This window comes from Terriglobia bacterium (assembly GCA_020072785.1).
Lineage (GTDB): Bacteria > Acidobacteriota > Terriglobia > Acidiferrales > UBA7541 > Acidiferrum.
This window is the reverse complement of the sequence record JAIQGG010000003.1, coordinates 175,659-192,871: the sequence shown is the minus strand read 5'-3', so window position 1 is coordinate 192,871 and position 17,213 is coordinate 175,659. Positions and strand designations below refer to the sequence as shown.

13 protein-coding genes are annotated in these 17,213 nt (G+C 65.5%); 7 read left to right on the top strand and 6 right to left on the bottom strand.

All coding sequences use genetic code 11. From position 1 onward, the window contains the following. Positions 1-19 precede the first annotated feature (19 nt). From LAN61_11040 to LAN61_11025, 4 genes are all read left to right on the top strand, one after another. Positions 20-460 (top strand): hypothetical protein, encoded by a 441-nt coding sequence (locus LAN61_11040; protein ID MBZ5541040.1) that lies wholly within the window; start codon positions 20-22, stop codon positions 458-460. Between the two features lie 143 nt (positions 461-603). Next, a complete protein-coding gene (locus LAN61_11035; protein ID MBZ5541039.1) occupies positions 604-1,488 on the top strand; it encodes an NAD(P)-dependent oxidoreductase in 885 nt (294 codons plus the stop codon). Further along, positions 1,485-1,910, top strand: a complete 426-nt coding sequence (locus tag LAN61_11030) for a cupin domain-containing protein (GenBank protein ID MBZ5541038.1) — start codon at positions 1,485-1,487, stop codon at positions 1,908-1,910. Before LAN61_11035 ends, LAN61_11030 begins: the two co-directional genes overlap by 4 nt. After that, positions 1,907-2,608 carry a hypothetical protein gene (locus tag LAN61_11025; GenBank protein ID MBZ5541037.1) on the top strand — a complete coding sequence of 234 codons (702 nt, stop codon included), beginning with the start codon at positions 1,907-1,909 and terminating at the stop codon, positions 2,606-2,608. The genes LAN61_11030 and LAN61_11025 overlap by 4 nt, the downstream gene beginning before the upstream one ends. Positions 2,609-2,662: 54 nt before the next feature. Here the strand turns inward: LAN61_11025 and LAN61_11020 are convergent, their stop codons facing one another. The 3 genes from LAN61_11020 to LAN61_11010 form a co-directional block, all read right to left on the bottom strand. Next, positions 2,663-4,108: a 2-oxoacid:acceptor oxidoreductase family protein gene (locus tag LAN61_11020; protein MBZ5541036.1), complete on the bottom strand. Its 1,446-nt coding sequence runs from the start codon at positions 4,106-4,108 to the stop codon at positions 2,663-2,665. A gap of 64 nt (positions 4,109-4,172) precedes the next feature. Next, positions 4,173-5,237: a 3-methyl-2-oxobutanoate dehydrogenase subunit VorB gene (gene vorB, locus LAN61_11015; GenBank protein ID MBZ5541035.1), complete on the bottom strand. Its 1,065-nt coding sequence runs from the start codon at positions 5,235-5,237 to the stop codon at positions 4,173-4,175. Then, entirely contained in the window at positions 5,221-5,502 is a 282-nt protein-coding gene (locus LAN61_11010; protein ID MBZ5541034.1) for a 4Fe-4S dicluster domain-containing protein, read from the bottom strand. The genes vorB and LAN61_11010 overlap by 17 nt, the downstream gene beginning before the upstream one ends. A gap of 408 nt (positions 5,503-5,910) precedes the next feature. On the opposite strand from LAN61_11010, the gene LAN61_11005 reads away from it, so the two are divergent. Further along, the gene (locus tag LAN61_11005) at positions 5,911-8,520 is read left to right on the top strand and encodes a cation-transporting P-type ATPase (GenBank protein MBZ5541033.1); all 2,610 of its coding nucleotides are present in this window, start codon (positions 5,911-5,913) and stop codon (positions 8,518-8,520) included. Positions 8,521-8,648: 128 nt separating this feature from the next. Further along, complete coding sequence (locus LAN61_11000) at positions 8,649-10,547, top strand: NAD(P)/FAD-dependent oxidoreductase (protein ID MBZ5541032.1); 1,899 nt, start codon at positions 8,649-8,651, stop codon at positions 10,545-10,547. Between the two features lie 124 nt (positions 10,548-10,671). On the opposite strand, the gene LAN61_10995 is transcribed toward LAN61_11000, so the two are convergent. The 3 genes from LAN61_10995 to LAN61_10985 form a co-directional block, all read right to left on the bottom strand. After that, the gene (locus LAN61_10995) at positions 10,672-11,997 is read right to left on the bottom strand and encodes a multicopper oxidase domain-containing protein (protein MBZ5541031.1); all 1,326 of its coding nucleotides are present in this window, start codon (positions 11,995-11,997) and stop codon (positions 10,672-10,674) included. Further along, on the bottom strand, positions 11,943-12,587 hold the full coding sequence (locus tag LAN61_10990; GenBank protein ID MBZ5541030.1) for a multicopper oxidase domain-containing protein: 645 nt from the start codon (positions 12,585-12,587) through the stop codon (positions 11,943-11,945). Before LAN61_10990 ends, LAN61_10995 begins: the two co-directional genes overlap by 55 nt. A 303-nt stretch (positions 12,588-12,890) precedes the next feature. Next, positions 12,891-15,647, bottom strand: a complete 2,757-nt coding sequence (locus LAN61_10985) for an AMP-binding protein (protein ID MBZ5541029.1) — start codon at positions 15,645-15,647, stop codon at positions 12,891-12,893. A gap of 320 nt (positions 15,648-15,967) precedes the next feature. On the opposite strand from LAN61_10985, the gene LAN61_10980 reads away from it, so the two are divergent. Beyond that, positions 15,968-17,203 carry an MFS transporter gene (locus LAN61_10980; GenBank protein MBZ5541028.1) on the top strand — a complete coding sequence of 412 codons (1,236 nt, stop codon included), beginning with the start codon at positions 15,968-15,970 and terminating at the stop codon, positions 17,201-17,203. Positions 17,204-17,213 lie beyond the last annotated feature (10 nt).

The window sequence follows — 17,213 nt, the reverse complement described above, 5'->3', positions numbered from 1 at the left end:
AACTTTTTCTGCGCACGAGATGGCTACTCGAAAAAAGACCGCGAAACCACGCCAGCGCCGGCCCTCTCCGGCGGCCCGTTCTTCCTCCACCAATGCCAAGGGTTTTCGCCGCACCATTGCCGTCGATTTTGACGGAGTCATCGCCGAATACGATGGCTGGAAGGGCCGCGGGGTCCTCGGCCTTCCCCGCAAGGACGTATGCGAGGCTTTGCAGGAGCTCCATAGCGAAGGCTGGAAGATCGTCATCCACACCACCCGCGGCGCGCAGGAGATCGGGACCTATCTCCAGGAGCATGGCATTCCCCACCACGAGATCAATCGCAACTCCGACTACCGCACGCTGGGGGTAAAGCCCGTCGCCGATGTCTACTGGGACGATCGCGCTTTCTCCTACTCGGGCGACGCGCGCCGCGACCTTACGCTGATCCGCCGCTTTCGCACCTGGAGCGGCAGAGAATAAGCCGCGCCGCCGCTCACCTCTTGCCGATTTGCGCTTCCGCTCTGTCTACAGAGCGCAAGCTAATCCAATTTCCCGACGCGCGGCTGTGAGATAGACTCTCCCTGCGCCGAAGGAGTGATTTCGGCGAGGTGAGGAGGCACGCCGTGAAGATCGGGTTCGTGGGGCTCGGGGACATGGGGCGGGCAATCGTGCCGCGCCTGCTCGCGGCCGGGCATGCGGTGACAGGCTGGAACCGCTCGAAGGGGAAGGCGGAGTCGTTGTGCAAGCAGGGGATGCGCTGGGCGGAGGCGCCGCGGGAAGCGGCGCGCGAAGCGGAAGTGGTGTTCTCGATCGTCACGGATGGCGAGGCGGTCAAGTTCGTGGCGCTGGGAGCAAACGGGATCATCGCCGGTTTGCGCCAGGACGCCGTGTATCTGGACATGAGCACGATTGCTCCGGAGACCAGCCGGGAAGTGGCGGGGGAATTTGCCCGGGCGGGATTGACGATGCTGGACGCGCCGGTCTCCGGCACCACCCGGACGCTGGCGGAGGGCAATGCTTCGCTCATGGTGGGCGGCGACAAGGCGGCCTTCGAACGCGTGCAGCCGGTGCTGCTGGCTATCGGACCAAAGGTGACCTACATCGGCGCGCAGGGGCAGGCCGTACAGATCAAGGTGGCGCTGAATATGGCGCTGGTGATTCAGGTGATCGGGTTCTGCGAAGCCGTGGCGCTGGCGGAAAAAGGCGGCGTGCCGCGCGAGGTGGCGGTGAACGCCATGCTGAAGAGCGTGATCGCTTCGCCGGTGCTCGCCTATCGCGCGCCGCTCATTCTCGAGGGAAGAATTTCCGAGGCCACGTACGGGGACGTGGGTCTGCAGCAGAAGGACATGCTGCTGGCGCTGGATCTGGGACGCAAGCAGGGAGTGCCGGTGCCGCTGGGCGCCGCGGCGAACGAAATGCTGAACGCCTGCCGCGGCCTGGGACTCGAGGAGCATGATTTTGTGATTGTGTATGAGGTTTACCGCCGCCTGGGAGGAATTTCGAAATGAAACGGTACCGCACGAATCTGCGCAGCGTCCCCCGGGAGGGCGGACTGAAGGCCGAGGAGGGCTGGATCAACATGCAGGTCCAGTTTCTGATCGACCAGAAGAGCGCCGGCTCGGACAAGCTTCTGGTCGGCTATACCGTGCTTCCGCCGGGCGCGCGGCACGACAAGCACCGCCATCCCAACGTGGATGAGTTCCTGGTGATTCTCAAGGGGCATGGATATGTGTACACCGACGGGGAGGACGAGCCCTCCGGGGAAGGCGACGTGATCTTCACGCCGCGCGGGCACTGGCACGGTTTCAACAACACGGGCACTGAGGATGTGGTCATTGTGTGGGGCTGGAGCGGAGCGGGGTCGCTCGAAGCGGCGGGCTATGAAATTCCGCCCGAAGGGTACGGGCCGCCGCAATCGGGCAAGCGATGAGCCGCTTCCTGGAGAATCCGCGCATTTCCCGCGGACTGGCGGCGCAACTGCAGACGTGGCGCGCACGCGTGCGCGCCGGTGAGCGGCCGCGCGGCTGGAAGATGGCCTTCGACGCGCCGGCATCCCTGGAACGGCTGCAGACCACCGCGCCGCTGACCGGCTTCCTGATGGATTCCGCGGAAGTGGCGTCGGGCACGACGCTGTCTCTCGCGGATTGGACGAAGGCGGTCGCCGAGGCCGAGGTTGCGCTGCATATCGGCAGCGATGTGCCGGGCGGGGCGGACCGCAACACGGCGCGAGCCGCGATCTCCGGTGTGGGCCCGGCCATCGAGCTGGTGGATATCAAAGGTTCGATGGACGACGCCGAGGTTCTGCTGGCACGCAATATCTATCAGCGGAACATCATCGTGGGTGTGCAGGATCGCTCCCGTGCCGGGTGCGTGCTGGAGGGACTCACCGGGTACACGCTGAGGAATGGCGTCGAGATGGCGCGTGTTACCGGTCTGGAGTCCAAGACGGAAGAGTGGATCGCTATGGTGAGGCAGGTGGCCGATACGCTGGCGGCCTTCGGCGAGAAGTTGTGCGCCGGGCAGATCATCCTGGCCGGCGCGATCGTGCCACCGATGCCGGTGGCACCCGGCGAAGAATGGCTTTACCGTCTGGAACCGGTCGGAACTCTTTCCGTGCGTTTCGTGTAGAAATCTGGCGTGACGCGTGTTCCGGGGGCCGCGCCCAGCCTCTTCTAAATACGGTCAAGCTGTTGTCAGGACCGCTGGCGGGATGGCCTTGCGGATGTGCTCCGCGCCGGCGTCGAGGGCGCGGCGGTTGATTTCCAGGAGCGCGGTGTTGCGTACCTTGGTTTGCAGGACGGCCAGCGCGGTTTCTGCCGGGAGCGCATGGGTCAGCTCCAGCAGCGCCCCGAGCATGACCATGTTCGCCGCTTTGGCCGCGCCCAGGCGGTCGGCGATTTCCGAGGCGGGCACGCAATAGACGCGGGCCTGCGGCACGGAAAAACCGGCGGGCAGGGCATCGCGGTTGTACAGGATCAGCCCGTCCGCGGCGACCTGCGCCGCGAATTTGCGCAGCGACGGTTCGTTCATGGCGACCAGCACCTGCGGATGCTCCACCAGCGGCGAGCCCACGCGTTCGTTCGCCAGGCAGACGTGGCAGTGCGCGCTGCCGCTGCGCATCTCCGGGCCGTAGGACGGCAGCCAGCTCACTTCCTGTCCGGCGCGCAGGCCCATCTCCGCCAGCACCTGCCCCAACAGTAGAATGCCCTGCCCGCCGAAGCCCGCAACGTTTATGGCGAGGCTGGGGCGCGGGGCGCGCAGCGGCTGGAGGGTGGCTGGCGCTTCCTCCGGTGCGGCAAGTTCCAGGAGTTCCGCGACGCTGTGCTGCGGCGGAGCGGCGTTGCCGCCGGGCGGCAACTTGCGGTCGCGCAGGACACCCAGGGGAAACACCGGCAGCATCTTTTCCGCGACCCAATTGCGCGCTTCGGTGGGGGTCATCTTCCAGATGGTGGGGCAGGGCGAGAGGATCTCGACGAAGCTGAAGCCGGCGGCGTCGCGTTGCAGCTCGATGGCTTTGCGCACGGCCTTGCGCGCGCGCATGATGTTCTTGTTGTCGCACAGCGCCACGCGCTCGATATAGACCGGGGCCTCCAGGGTGGCCAGAAGTTCCGCCATGTGCAGCGGAAAACCTTCGTTAGAGGGGCGGCGGCCCCACGGGGTGGTGGTGCTCATCTGCCCGACGAGCGTAGTAGGCGCCATCTGTCCGCCGGTCATGCCGTAGATGGCGTTGTTGATGAAGAAGATGGTGAACTTCTCGCCGCGATTGGCGGCGTGCACAATCTCGGACATGCCGATGGCCGCGAGATCGCCGTCGCCCTGGTAGCCGATGACGATGCTTTCGGGATGGGAGCGCTTCAGCGCCGTGGCCACCGCCGGGGCGCGGCCGTGGGCGGCCTGCACGTTGCCCACGTTGAAGTAGTAGTAGGCAAAGACCGAGCAGCCCACCGGGCTGACGAAGATGGTGCGGTCCTGCAGGCCCAGGTCCTCGATAGCCTCAGCGATCAGCTTGTGCACCACGCCGTGCCCGCAGCCGGGGCAGTAGTGGGTCTGCTGCTGCAGCTCGGGTTTGCGTTCATAGCGATCGAAGAAAACGGAAGATTTTGCTTCGATAACCTGATAGTCGGCCACGGCTTCTCCTCATTTGCGCGGTGTTCTTTGCGGGCCTCTGCCCCGCAAGGAGCGCTCTCTCCCGTTACACTCCCCAGTCCACGGTCATGCCCATGCGTACCAGCAGTTCCTGGCAGACCTCTTCGGCGAGCGGCACGTTGCCGCCGACGCGCCCGAAAAACTCCACGTCGACCCGCCCGTCCAGAGCCAGGCGCACGTCCTCGACCATCTGTCCCGTGCTCATCTCCACGACGAAGACGGACTGGCAGCGGCGCGCGGCGCGCGCCAGGGCCTGCGACGGGAAGGGCCACAGGGTGATCGGGCGGAAGAGCCCGGCGCGGATTCCTTGTGCGCGGGCCAGGTCCACGGCGGAGCGCAGCACCCGCGAGACGATGCCGTAGCCCACCAGCAGCACCTCGGGCTCTTCGGCGCAGTACAGCTCGTAGCGTGCTTCGGCCTCCGCGGCTTGCCGGTATTTTGCTTCCAGCTTGCGCACGTGCGCTTCGAGGACGTCCGGCTCCATATAGATGGAGGTGATCAGATTCTTGCGCGTCTCGGGCGTGCCGCAAACAGCCCAGGGTTTTTCCGGCTGCGGCACGCTGTGCGCGCGCAGCTCGAGCGGCTCCATCATCTGGCCGATGTAGCCGTCGGTCAGCACCACCGCGGGGTTGCGGTAGCGATCGGCAAGGTCGAAGGCCAGCATCGTCAAGTCGGCCATCTCCTGCACGGAGGCCGGCGCGAGCACCAGATTGCGGTAGTTGCCGTGGCCGCCGCCTTTCACCAGCGCGAAGTAGTCGCCTTGCTCCGGGGCGATGTTGCCCAGACCCGGCCCGCCGCGCCCGACGTCCACGATCACGCAGGGCAGCTCGGCGCCGGCAAGGTAGGAGATGCCCTCCTGCATCAAGCTGATGCCAGGGCCGGAGGAGGCCGTCATCACGCGCATGCCCGCCGCCGCCGCGCCGTAAACCATATTGATGGCCGCGACTTCGCTTTCCGCCTGCAGGAAGGTGCCGCCGACCTGCGGGAAAAACTCCGCGGCCGCTTCGGCAATTTCGCTGGCGGGAGTGATGGGGTATCCGTAGTACGCGCGGCAGCCGGCGAGCAGCGCGCCCTTCACCACCGCGACATTGCCTTTAGAGAGTTGCCGCACGGTTGGCCTCCTGAGACAGGGTGGTCGCCGATTTCGGGGGCGGCATCATGCGATAGACAGTGATGGCGCCGGGCTCCGGGCAGGCGTAGAAGCAGATCCCGCAGCCGGTACAACCGCTACCGAGGTAGCGCCCGGGATGCACGCCATAGGTGGTCAACTCGGGGGCCAGCTCCAGGCACTTCGGGGGACAGGCATCCACGCACAAACCACATCCCTTGCATTCCTGAATGTCGATGGTCACTTTTCCGCGAGGTTCGTTGGCCATGCTAAAGCCTTTCCTATAGCGCGGGTACCGACTTCATGCAGTGATATGAAGAAGCACGCGCTATACCACGTAGGGAGTCTGGCGGTCAGGCTTATATGCTGTAAACAAAGGACTTAGAGTTGTTTTAGAACCGTAAATCAGGGCTCTTGCGCGATTTGCCTCAGAATGCAGCTCTTTCTGCGTCCTAGCACCCACTCCCCGGGGGGCGGGGGGAACTTCTTAGTACACAGGGTGCCGTGGGTGCCACAACCGGAATGAACGAGCTGTGGCTAACTCTTGCTTGCGCAATGCGTTATAAGGGCTTTGTGGGTCGGAAGGGTCTGCGGGCCGCGCGTGGCATTCCATCTGATCTTCGGAGTATGATCCATCGCAGCGCTAGCCAGGGCGATCGGGCAAGAGGCTGGAGCGGTGTCTGCGGAGCAAACTAGCGAGAGCATCGGCGTCCAAGCGCGCCCAGCGGAATCCGCGGGTTTGACGGCGCAAGAAGTTGTGCTGCGCCGCATCCGCTACGGATTCAATCTTCTGCCGCGCCCGCGGCCGTTGCCGGTGTGGCGCCATCTCCTCGCGCAACTCGTCCATTTTTTCGCGGTCATGCTGTGGATCGCCGGAGGCCTGGCCATTCTGGCGGGCATGCCGCAGCTCGGCTTGGCCATCTTCGTGGTCATCGTGCTCAATGGCCTCTTCGCGTTTTTCCAGGAGTACCGTGCGGAGAAGGCCGGCGAGCGGCTGCGCGACCTGCTGCCGCGGCGGGCCACGGTGCTGCGCGAAGGAAGACGCGAAGAGATAGACGCCGCGGAGCTGGTCCCCGGAGATGTCGTTCTTCTTAGTGCGGGCGACCGCATCTGCGCGGATCTGCGCCTGGAGGAAGTGCACGGCCTTTCCGTGGACACTTCCACGCTCACCGGAGAAAGCGTCCCGGCGACTCCGCAGATTGGGGGGATGCTGTTTGCCGGCACCTTCGCGGTGGAAGGCGAAGCCCGCGGCACCGTCACCGCCACCGGGAAGGCTACGCGCCTCGCAGAGATCGCGCAGATGACCGCGGCGGGCCGCCGCCCGCCCAGCCCGCTGGCGCTGGAACTGGAGCGCGTGGTGCGCATCATCGCGCTCGTGGCGGTTGCGGTGGGCTCCGTGTTTTTGCTCATCGCGCTGCTCGTCGGCATCCGGCTCAGCGATGGCTTTTTGTTCGCCCTGGGCGTGACCGTGGCGCTCGTTCCCGAAGGGCTGCTGCCCACGGTGACGCTCTCGCTGGCCATGGGCGCGCAGCGCATGGCCGCGCGCGGCGCGCTGGTGCGCCGGCTGGAATCCGTCGAAACGCTGGGCTCGACCACGTTTATCTGCACGGACAAAACGGGCACGCTCACGCGCAACGAAATGGCTGTCGTGGAAGCGTGGACGCCCAACGGCCGTGCGGTCATCGAAGGGCAAGGCTACGAGCCGGAGGGCACGGTGCGCGCCGGCGCGGAGCTTCTGCCCGTGCTGCGGGAGATGGCGCTGGCGGCGGTGCGGTGTTCGAACGGCCGGGCGGTCTTCCGCGACGGACGCTGGATGGCCCAGGGCAATCCGCTGGACGCGGCGCTCGACGTCTTCGCACGGCGTTTACAGGCGGATGTGCCGCACGAGGAGGCGGCTGCACCGGCCACGCGGCGCTATGCCTTCGATCCACGGCGGCGGCGCATGTCCATCGTCGCGGGACCGCGCGTGTATGTGAAAGGCGCTCCGGAAGCGGTTTTCGCTTGCTGCCGGGAAACCGGCGATGCGGAGGAGCAGGTGGCGCGTATGGCCGCGCACGGTCTGCGGGTTCTGGCGATTGCGGCGCGCGACGTGCGCGGCTTGAAAATTTCCGACAAGCCGGAAGCCATCGAAACGGATTTGACGATGCTGGGCCTGGTGGGCATCGAAGACCCGCCGCGGCAGGAGGTGGCGGCATCCATCGCCGCGTGCCGCCGCGCGGGAATCCGCGTGGCCATGGTGACCGGCGACCATCCGGAGACCGCGCGGGCCATAGCCCGCGAAGTTGGCTTGCTGAATGGCGAGGGCATTGTCGTCGAGGGCAAAGACCTGCCGCGTGATGAAGAGATTCTCGGCGCAGTGTTGGACCGCGATGGCATCGTCGTCAGCCGCGTCTCGCCGGAGGAAAAGCTGCGCATCGCCCGCGCGCTGCGCCGCCGCGGGCACGTCGTGGCCATGACCGGCGACGGCGTCAACGACGCGCCCGCGCTGCAGGAAGCCAATATCGGCGTGGCCATGGGCCTCTGCGGCACCGACGTGGCTCGCGAAGCCGCCGACCTCGTGCTCCTGGACGACAACTTCGCGACCATCGTCGCCGCTATCGAGCAGGGGCGGACCACTTTCTCCAACGCCCGGCGCTTCCTCACCTATCACCTCACGGACAACGTTGCGGAGCTGACCCCCTTCGTCATCTGGGCGCTCTCGGGGGGCCGCTTTCCGCTGGCGATGGGGGTTCTGCAGGTGCTGTGCCTGGACATCGGCACGGATATTCTTCCAGCCGTGGCGCTGGGCGCGGAGCCCTCCAGCCCGCGCGCGCTCAGCCGCCCGCCGCAGGGCCGCCACCTCGTGGATACGCCGCTGCTCATCCGGGCGTTCTGCGTGCTGGGCCCGGTGGAATCGTTTGTGGAGATGCTGGCGTTTCTCGCGGCGATGCTTTTCGCCGGATGGCGGCCGGGCGCGCATTTTCCCACCGGCCCCGCTCTTTTGGCGGCTTCCGGCGCGGCGTTCACCGCCGTCGTCGTGGGGCAGATGGCCAACGCTTTCGCCTGCCGCAGCGCCAGCCTCTGGCCCGGCAAACTCGGCTGGCTTTCCAACCGCTATCTCGCTCTCGCCGTGCTCTGCGAACTGGCCATGCTTGGCGGCTTCCTCTATATCGCGCCGCTCGCGAAGGTGCTCGGGCAGGCCCCGCCAAACACGGCCGGCTACCTCACCGCTCTGCTGGCCATCCCTGCCGTGCTTTTCGCCGATGCGCTGCATAAGGAATGGAAGCGCCGGAGAAGGACCGCCTGATCCTACCGTTTCGCGAGCGGAGTGCGCTGTACTTTTTCCATCCACCCTGCCGAAAGCTATAATTCGTGGCGGTTGTGTCAGTCAGGGGGGTTGCCATGAGCAAGGAATCGAAGGATCGGGAGCTGGGGATGGACCGCGCGATCACGCGGCGCGATTTCCTGAACGGTGTCGCCGTTGGCGCCGGCGCGTCGCTGCTGGGCGGTTCGCTGGCCGGCGAGGCGTTGCTCGGGGCCATGACCTTGGACGAAGCCGCGCCGGAGACGGCGCCGGGTTACTACCCCCCGGCGCTGACCGGGATGCGTGGCAACCACGACGGCACGTTCACCTACGCACACCGCCTGCGCGACGGCGAACGGTGGAACGCCTGGGGCGCGCCCGCGGCGACGGGCAAAGCCTACGACCTGGCAGTGGTCGGCGGGGGCATCAGCGGGTTGGCCGCGGCGTACTTCTATCGCCAGAACGCCGGCACGGATGCGCGCGTTCTCATTCTGGATAATCACGACGACTTTGGGGGCCACGCCAAGCGCAACGAATTTCGCGCTGGCGGCCGGACGCTGCTGAGCTACGGCGGGACGCAGTCCCTCGAGAGTCCCGGGAAATACAGCAAAGTGGCCAAGGCCCTGCTGGCCGAGCTGGGCGTCGAAACCCGGCGCTTCTACAAGGCTTACGACCAGAAGCTCTACGCGAAACTGGGCACGGCCGCGTTTTTCGACCGGGAAACGTTCGGAGCGGACCGCCTGGTGACAGGCATGAACAGCACGCCGTGGCGCGAATTTCTGGCCAAGGCGCCGCTCTCCGATGTGGCGCGGCGCGATATCGCCCGTGCCTATATGGAAAAGGTGGACTATCTGCTGGGGCTGTCGCGGGAAGAGAAGCGCGCGAAGCTCGCCCGGATCAGCTACGCGGACTATCTCACGCAGTATTGCAAGGTCCATCCGGAAGCGCTGAAGTTTTTTCAGACCTTCCCGCACGATCTCTTCTGCGTGGGCATTGACGCCGTTTCCGCGCTGGACTGCTATGAAGCCGGGGACGATTACGGATCGTTCTCCTACGCCGGGTTCGATGGCCTGGGCATCGCGGGGCAGGAGAAGCACGAAGAAGAGCCGTATATTTTCCATTTTCCGGATGGCAACGCCGCGATCGCGCGGCTGCTGGTGCGCGCTCTCCTTCCCGCGGCCGTGCCGGGGCACACCATGGACGATGTGGTTACCTCACGCGCCGATTACAGCCGCCTCGACAATGCCGCTTCTTCCGTGCGCATGCGGCTGAACAGCACAGTGGTGGAGGCCCGCCACGCGGATGCCGGAAGCGTTGCAGGGAAGACCGTGGAGATCGTTTACGTGCGCAACAAGAAGCTGTACAGCGTGCAAGCCAAACACTGTGTCCTGGCATGTTACAACGGCATGATCCCGTATTTGTGCCCGGAGCTGCCGGAGAAGCAGAAGGAGGCGCTGGCCTATCTCGTGAAGGCGCCGCTGGTGTACACGCACGTGGCGCTGGCCAACTGGGCGTCGTTTCACAAGCTGGGCGTGCGGCACATCGTCGCGCCAGGCGGCTACCATACCTACACCGCTCTCGATTTTCCCGTCAGCCTCGGCGAATACCATTTTCCGAGCCAGCCCGAAGAGCCCATGGTGCTCTTCATGCTCCGTACGCCCTGCGCGCCAGGGCTGCCCATGCGCAACCAATACCGCGCGGGGCGCTACGAGCTGATGCAGACGCCATTCGCGATGTTCGAACGCAAGATTCGCGACCAACTGGGGCGCATGCTCGGTTCGGCAGGCTTCGATCCGGCGCGCGACATCCAGGGCATCACCGTAAACCGCTGGGCGCACGGCTACGCCTACGAGCAGAGCTCGCTCTTTGATCCGGACTGGAAGGAAGAAGAGAAGCCGTGGGTCATCGGCCGGCAGCGCTTTGGAAGCATCGCCATCGCCAATTCCGATGCCGGCGCGGAAGCGTACACCGACGCCGCCATCGACCAGGCCCACCGCGCCGTGGGTGAGCTCCTCGCAGCGCGCGGCTGATTTGTGAAGTTGCGTTACGGGGGCGCAAAACAAAAGACGAGCGCGTTTTTCTTATGCCCGAACCAATCATCGGATCGAGCACCGCGCAGGCCAATTCCCGCGCGGCGCATCATGGTTTTCGCCGCTATTCCTCGCTCACAAGGATTGGGGCGATGACCCAGCGTTTGCCAAACGGAGCAGACGCTTCGAGACGAAAATCGCCCGCCGTTTCCGGCTGAAACTCGAAATCGTAGGTTTCGCCCACGGTAATAAGCTGCTTGGCCTCTTTCAGGACCGCTTGCGCCGCCGGGACATCCTGCCCGTCCTTGGCGACCAGACGCCACTGCAGAATCGTTTCGCCGCTCTTCAGCGTGAACACACCATCCGCATCATTGGGAGTGATGTTGATCAGCCGGAAGCGGTATTTGCGGCCCTTGTGCAGCGTCACCGGTCGCGGCTGCTCTTTTCCGTTCACGAGCAAGGCCCGGCCTTCTTCGGTCAGACTTGCGCGGGACATGACGAAAATCTTGTCCGTTTCGGGATCGAATTTTCCCCCCGGCTCGACCACAATCAACGGCCCGTAGAGTCCGCCGGTCAGTTGATCAAAATCGTGCCAGTGGGTGTGATAGATGAAAGTGCCGGCGCGAGGCGGGGCCATCCGCGCCGTGAACGTTCCGCCCGGCGGCACGGGCGGGGAAATCTGCGTTCCGATTCCGCCGAATCCCGCCAGACCGTCGTAATAGCTTTCCAGCTCGATTCCATGCCAGTGGATGGACGTGGGCTTGCGGAGCTGGTTGACGACCGTGATCTCCACCGGCTGGCCGCGCGTGAGCACCAGCGGCGGCCCCGGCACGGTCAGCCTGCCCGCGGGTTCCGCGTTCCCTTCCTGAATCTGAAATGCGTATCCGGCGAGAGACTGCTCTGTTGCCGGGCGTTCCTTTACGAGGAGACGAATCTTGCGCGCATTTGCTGCAGCGGCAATTGCCGCCGGCTCCTTGCCTCCCTTGGGTAAGATCGTTATTTTTACGACCAGCCCGCCGAAACCAGCAGTATCCGCAGGGTCCGCTGGATCGTCATAGGCCGCTTCTTCGTGTTTCGCGTGTTCCTCGTGTCCCAGCCGGGCCGTTACGCCCATGTGCGCTGTCATATGGCAGTGAAAGACCCAATTGCCGATTTGCTGCGGCACCCATGTTGCGGTCATCGTGCCGCCGGAATCCATGTGCTCGGTCACCACCCGCCGGCGCTGCTCCGGGCTGTAGATGGTGTCGCGTTCCGCGGTGCCCGCGCTGTTTACGGTGAAGTAGAAGCCGTGCAAGTGCATGGCGTGGTCCGACACAGAAGGATTGATCCAGCGCCAGTGCGTTTCCTCTCCAACCGTGTAGGTGAGCCGTTCGGTGTAGGGATACGATTTGCCGTTCACGGTGAGCGATTCTTTGTCAGGCTCCTCGTACCACAGGCCGATGACGAACACCCGGTCGTTCGGCGCCTGTCCCGCCGGTCCACGATGAAGGCGCCCGAAAGCGGTGTCTCCGCCGGCGTGGGGTCTTCTTCCTTCGTCGTCCTCGCCGAGTAGAAATACGTTCCCGGCGCACCTGCCTGGAAGCGCGCCTCGCGCACCTGCCCGGGCGCAATCTCGAAGGAATCGTTGGCCTCGCCGGGGCGGGCGTGCAGGCCGTGCACCGTGGCGTTGACGGCCAGCAGGTTGCGCACGCTGGCGTGAATCTCCGTGCCCTCCGGCACGCGGATCATCGGCCCGGGAATCTGCGGCGCGCGCCCTTCCTCGCCGAAGGTCATCACGACCACGCTCGGTCCGCCGTCCTTGTCCGGATACCAGCGCGTCTCGCGCAGTTCCAGCTTGATCGTCAGCGCGCCGTCCTTGAGGACGCCTCCCGGCAAGCGGTTATCGTTGGGCGAGACGACGGGAAGGCTGGCCTCCGCGGTGTTCGCACTGGCGAAGGCCGGCGCCGCGCCAATCGCCAGCAGAGCCACGGCCAGCGCCAGCAAAAAAATTGCGGCTCGCCTCTGCCGCGCCAGGAGTTGACAGAAGCACCAAACAACCATTGGGCTCACCTCTGTTTTTGCGGGCGTTAGGAGCTGCGCGGAAAGCTGGAGAAGGAGCCGAGCGCCGAATTGAGCTCCCCGTGCTCGATGACATGAGCGGGAGCCTATCATAAGTCTGGACGCCGGGCATAACGCGGGGGATGACCGCGGTCGTTGGAGTGCAGATTCGCGGCAGGTCAGGAAATTCACCCTTCTCTTCAACTTTTCCGGCGAAGTCCGCCGCAAGCTGGCGCCGCGCAAGTCCTGAGCGTTTTCCTGCGACACCTGCATGCACGCGCAAAGGGGCAGGAGAAGGCAGCGCGTTCAGGCCGAGGCGGATTTGGCGGGCAAGGACGTCTGCAGATCCACGACATTTCCGCGCAAATGCTCCGCGAACGCGGCGTAAAGGGCTTCGCTCTGCGCCTGCGTGGCCTCCGCGCCCGGGGCCGGCGCGGCCGGAATGACGGGGCCGAAGCGTAGCGTCACCCGCGTGTGTTTCCAGGGAAGAAAGGCGCGCCAGCACAGCGCGCGATTCCGCGGCCACACCGCAAAGAGCCCTTCGAACGCCGCCGGAACCACCGGCACTTGCGTGTGCGCGGCGAGAATCGCCGCGCCCTTGCGGAACTTCTTGATCTCGCCGTCGATCGAGCGCTCCCCTTCCGGAAACAGCACCAGAATCCTGCCGTGGCGCAGGCCGAAGACTCCGGCTTGCAGGGCCTGCAGCAGGTGCGTATCGGGATCCACGGGAGCGACGTGCAGCGCGCGCGCGGCCCTGGCGCGCAGCGGGGTGGCGAAATATTCGCTCGCACCCACGAAAAACAGCCTGCGGAACATGGGCCAGGGCAGCGCGCTGACCAGGAGAAATGCGTCCAGGTAGCTCTGATGATTGGGGCAGAGGAGGAACGCGCCGTCTTTCGGGAGATGCTCGACGCCGCGCACGCGGAATCCCAGGAAGAAGCGGGCGGCGAGGCGCGCCAGCTTCAGCGCCACGAAGCACGCGAACGTCAGGATGTGGTGCGGCTTTAAAAGATCGCGGAGAAGCGGCTCTTCCTCCGGTAGATCCGCAAGCAGCTTGCTCCAGGCATTGACGCGGCGTCCGGGCGCCGGCGCACCGGCTTGCGCGCGCACGGCCTCGACGAGCTGGCGCACGGTGTAGGCGGCTTCCGCGGCTTCGGCGGGCATGGCGGATCCGAAGAGCTGTTCGAGGTTGGCCAGCAGCTCGATGCGCTCGATGGAATCGAGGCCGAGGTCCAGCTCCAGGTTGGCGCCGGGATGCACGGCGGACTTGTCGTGCGCGGCTTCGCGAACCAGGTCGAGAGCGCGGGCGAGGTCCGGATCGGCGGCCCAGGCGGCGTCCGGCGCGGCGGCGGCTTGCTTTTCCGTTTCCGGCGCGCGGCTGCGCACCTGGCGCTCGATTTCGTAGCGCTTGAGCTTGCGAGTGGTGGTGCGCGGCAGCGGCTCCATGCGGATCTCGTAGCTGAGGATGCGCTTGTGCGCGGGCAGGTGGACGGAGAGGTTTTCGATGTCGAAGCGCAGCGCTTCCTTGATGTTGACGATCTTGCGCTCGCGCAGGACTTCCAGATTGGGCACGACCACGGCGTGCAGGCGCTCCGCCGCGGGCTCGTCCGGCGCCGCCAGGCCGAGCACGCACAGCTCGGCAATGTACGGCGATTGCAAGTAGTGCGTTTCGATCTCTTCCGGATAAATGTTTTTTCCGGAGCTGAGAATGATGACTTCCTTCTTCCGCCCGGTGATCGCGAGCCGGCCCCGGGCGTCCAGGCAGCCGAGGTCGCCCGTCAGGAACCAGCCGTCCTGCAGGACCGCGGCCGTGGCATCGGGCCGGCGGAAATAGCCCTGCATGACGATGGGCCCGCGGATGGCAATCTCGCCGCGCGCCTCGCCGTTCTCCGTGCCCATCCCCGCCGGCAGGATCTTCACTTCCACGCCGGGCAGCGGGCGGCCCACGAATCCCAGCCCGCCTTCGCCCGGGCGTGTCAAGGTGGCTGCGCCGGAAGATTCCGTCAAGCCGTAGGCTTCGAGAAGATCGAAGCCGAGGCGGTAGAAATCCCGCCCCACGACAGGGTCGAAGCGCGCTCCGCCGGTCACCAGAAAACGCATTTCGCGTCCGAGGACGTCATGGACGGCGGAAAAAAGCAGCGGGCCGAGATTCAGGCGCAGCAGGCGGCGCGAGGCGGCGTTCGCGCGCAGCAGCAGGCGGAAAAGCGTCCGCCGGGTCCAGCCGCTTTCGGCGGCCCTGGCGAACACGCGCTGATGGATGAGATAGAAGAACTGCGGCACGCAGCAGAACACCGTGGGGCGGTGCTGGCGCAGTGCCTTCAGCAGCTCGGAGGAGCTGATTTCCTCGAGGAAGATGACCCGCGCGCCAACCACGAAGGGGAGCAGGAGATTGGCCATCTGCGCCAGCGCATGATAGAGCGGCATGACGCCGAGGACGGAGTCTTCTGCGCCGATCTGCACCGTACGGAAGACGGCGTCGGCCTCGGCCAGCAAATTGCCGTGCGTCAGGACCACGCCCTTGGGATCGCTGGTGGTCCCCGAGGTATAGAGGATGACGGCGGGATCTTCGCGCGTGACGCTGCCGGCGGGGAGCGCGGGCCACTCCTTCTTCTGCAACGCGTCGAAGCTCGGCAAATCCTCATGCCGGCCGCGCAGGAGCACGATCTCCGCAGGAGAGCCGCTCAGGCGGCGCGCCTCTTCGACATCGGCGACGAAGCGCGAGGTGGTGAAGAGCATCTTCGCGCCGCTGTCGCGCAGCAGTGTGGCGATCTGCTGCGGCGAGTAATGGGTGTCCAAGGGAACGGCCAGCGCGCCCACGCGCAACGCGCCCAGATACACGGCGCACCAGGCGATGTCGTTGTCGGCGAGGATGGCGCAGGCCTCGCCGGTGCGGATGCCCCGGGCGGTCAGGAAGCCCGCGGCCGCTTCGGCCTGCCTGCGCAGTTCCGCATAAGTGGCCGTCTCCACGGTGTCGCGGTGCTGCAATTCCACGGCGACGTTGCCGCCGTAGCGCTCGGCCGTGGCCGCGAAACGATCGAAGAAATTGTTCCCGTGTTCCAGCATCGCAAAAATCGCGCAACCTGCGCAGCGCCCGCCGGGGTCCGGCACAAGCCTGCATTTCCCCGCACCCGGGGTGCCAAGAGCTTGTATCACGTTTGAGGAGCATCCGAGAAGCCTTTGCCGCGGCCTGCGGAAGCTCCGGGCCACCCTCGAAATTCTGTTTTTTTCGGCTTTCCTCTGCAGCACAAGTGCGCAATGATAGGCGCCTCAAAAAGCGGGTTCGTGCTACGACTTTCCCGCCGAAGACACTGCAGACAGGGAGGAAGAGCCGGCGGGGATGCGGCGACCGGCCTTCGCCAGGGGATGGCGCGGGTCACCAAACGATGAACAGCACACCACCGAATACCAAGCGCTATGAGCTGGGCCTGGTCGCCCTCATGTTTTTCGCCTGGGGCACGGTCTTTCTCGACCGCATGAGCCTTCTCTACCTGGCGCCCTACATTGCTCCGGATCTGCATCTCACGCATGAGCAGGTGGGAATGCTGGCATCGGCGCTGGCCATCACCTGGGCCGTCTCGGGCCTGGTTTTCGGAGCGCTTTCCGATCGCATCGGGCGCCGCCCCGTGCTGATTCCGGCGGTCTTCGCGTTTTCCGTTCTGTCCTGGCTTTCCGGCATCGCCCGCTCCTTTGGCCACCTCCTGGCCGTTCGCGGGCTGATGGGGGTGGCGGAAGGGCCCACGTGGTCCACGATGACCGCGACGATCGAGGAATCTTCCGCGCCGGAACGCCGCGGGCGGAATATCGGCATCGTGGTCAGCGCCGCGGCTCTGGTGGGCATGGCCATTGCGCCGGTGATGACCACGCAGATCGCCGCGCATTTCGGCTGGCGCGGGGCCTTTTTTGCCGCGGGAATCCCCGGAATGGTGATGGGATTCCTGCTCTGGAAATTTCTGCGCGAGCCGGTGCGCAGCGGCGAAGCGAACTCCCACCGTGCCAAGGCCACCTGGAAGGACTATTTCGCGCTGCTGCGCTACCGCAACATCTGGTTGTGTTCGCTGGCAAGCGTTGGCTTCATGACCTGGCTCTTCGTGATGCACGCGTTCGCGCCGCTGTACATCACCGAAGTTTCGAAGCAAACGCCGACGCTGGCGGGCTTCGTCATGGGAGCCAGCGGCCTGGGAGCATTTGTCTGGGGCTGGCTTTATCCGTGGATTTCCGACACGACCGGGCGCAAGCCCATGCTGATCTTCATCGCCCTGCTCTCGGCGCTCGTGCCGCTGACCTACCAGGTGCCTTTTCTCGTCCTCCATCCCTGGCTGATGGCCGCGGCGGCGTTCATTGCCAATGGCGCGCAGGCGATCTCTGCGTTGGCGCTGGTGCTGGTGCCCACGGAAAGTGTTCCGGCGCGGTTTTCCGCCACGGCGATCGGATTGACGACGCTGGTCGGCGAAATCTTTGGCGGAACTTTGGCGCCGGCCATCGCCGGCTCCGTTGCCGACAAGCACGGCCTCAGCGCGGCGCTGTGGATCGCCTCGGGCGGCGCCATCATGGTTTTTCTGGCTGCGCTGTTCATGCGCGAAACCGCCCCCGCGAAACGCAAGCAGGCGCTGCAGGCATAAAGCAGGGAAG

What these genes read in the sequence shown, in the direction of transcription:
- LAN61_11040 (MBZ5541040.1), top strand. Translation starts at nt 20, where the DNA reads ATGGCTACTCGAAAAAAGACCGCGAAACCACGCCAGCGCCGGCCCTCT.
- LAN61_11030 (MBZ5541038.1), top strand. Translation starts at nt 1,485, where the DNA reads ATGAAACGGTACCGCACGAATCTGCGCAGCGTCCCCCGGGAGGGCGGA.
- LAN61_11025 (MBZ5541037.1), top strand. Translation starts at nt 1,907, where the DNA reads ATGAGCCGCTTCCTGGAGAATCCGCGCATTTCCCGCGGACTGGCGGCG.
- LAN61_11010 (MBZ5541034.1), bottom strand. Translation starts at nt 5,502, where the DNA reads ATGGCCAACGAACCTCGCGGAAAAGTGACCATCGACATTCAGGAATGC.
- LAN61_11000 (MBZ5541032.1), top strand. Translation starts at nt 8,649, where the DNA reads ATGGACCGCGCGATCACGCGGCGCGATTTCCTGAACGGTGTCGCCGTT.
- LAN61_10990 (MBZ5541030.1), bottom strand. Translation starts at nt 12,587, where the DNA reads ATGGTTGTTTGGTGCTTCTGTCAACTCCTGGCGCGGCAGAGGCGAGCC.
- LAN61_10985 (MBZ5541029.1), bottom strand. Translation starts at nt 15,647, where the DNA reads ATGCTGGAACACGGGAACAATTTCTTCGATCGTTTCGCGGCCACGGCC.
- LAN61_10980 (MBZ5541028.1), top strand. Translation starts at nt 15,968, where the DNA reads ATGAACAGCACACCACCGAATACCAAGCGCTATGAGCTGGGCCTGGTC.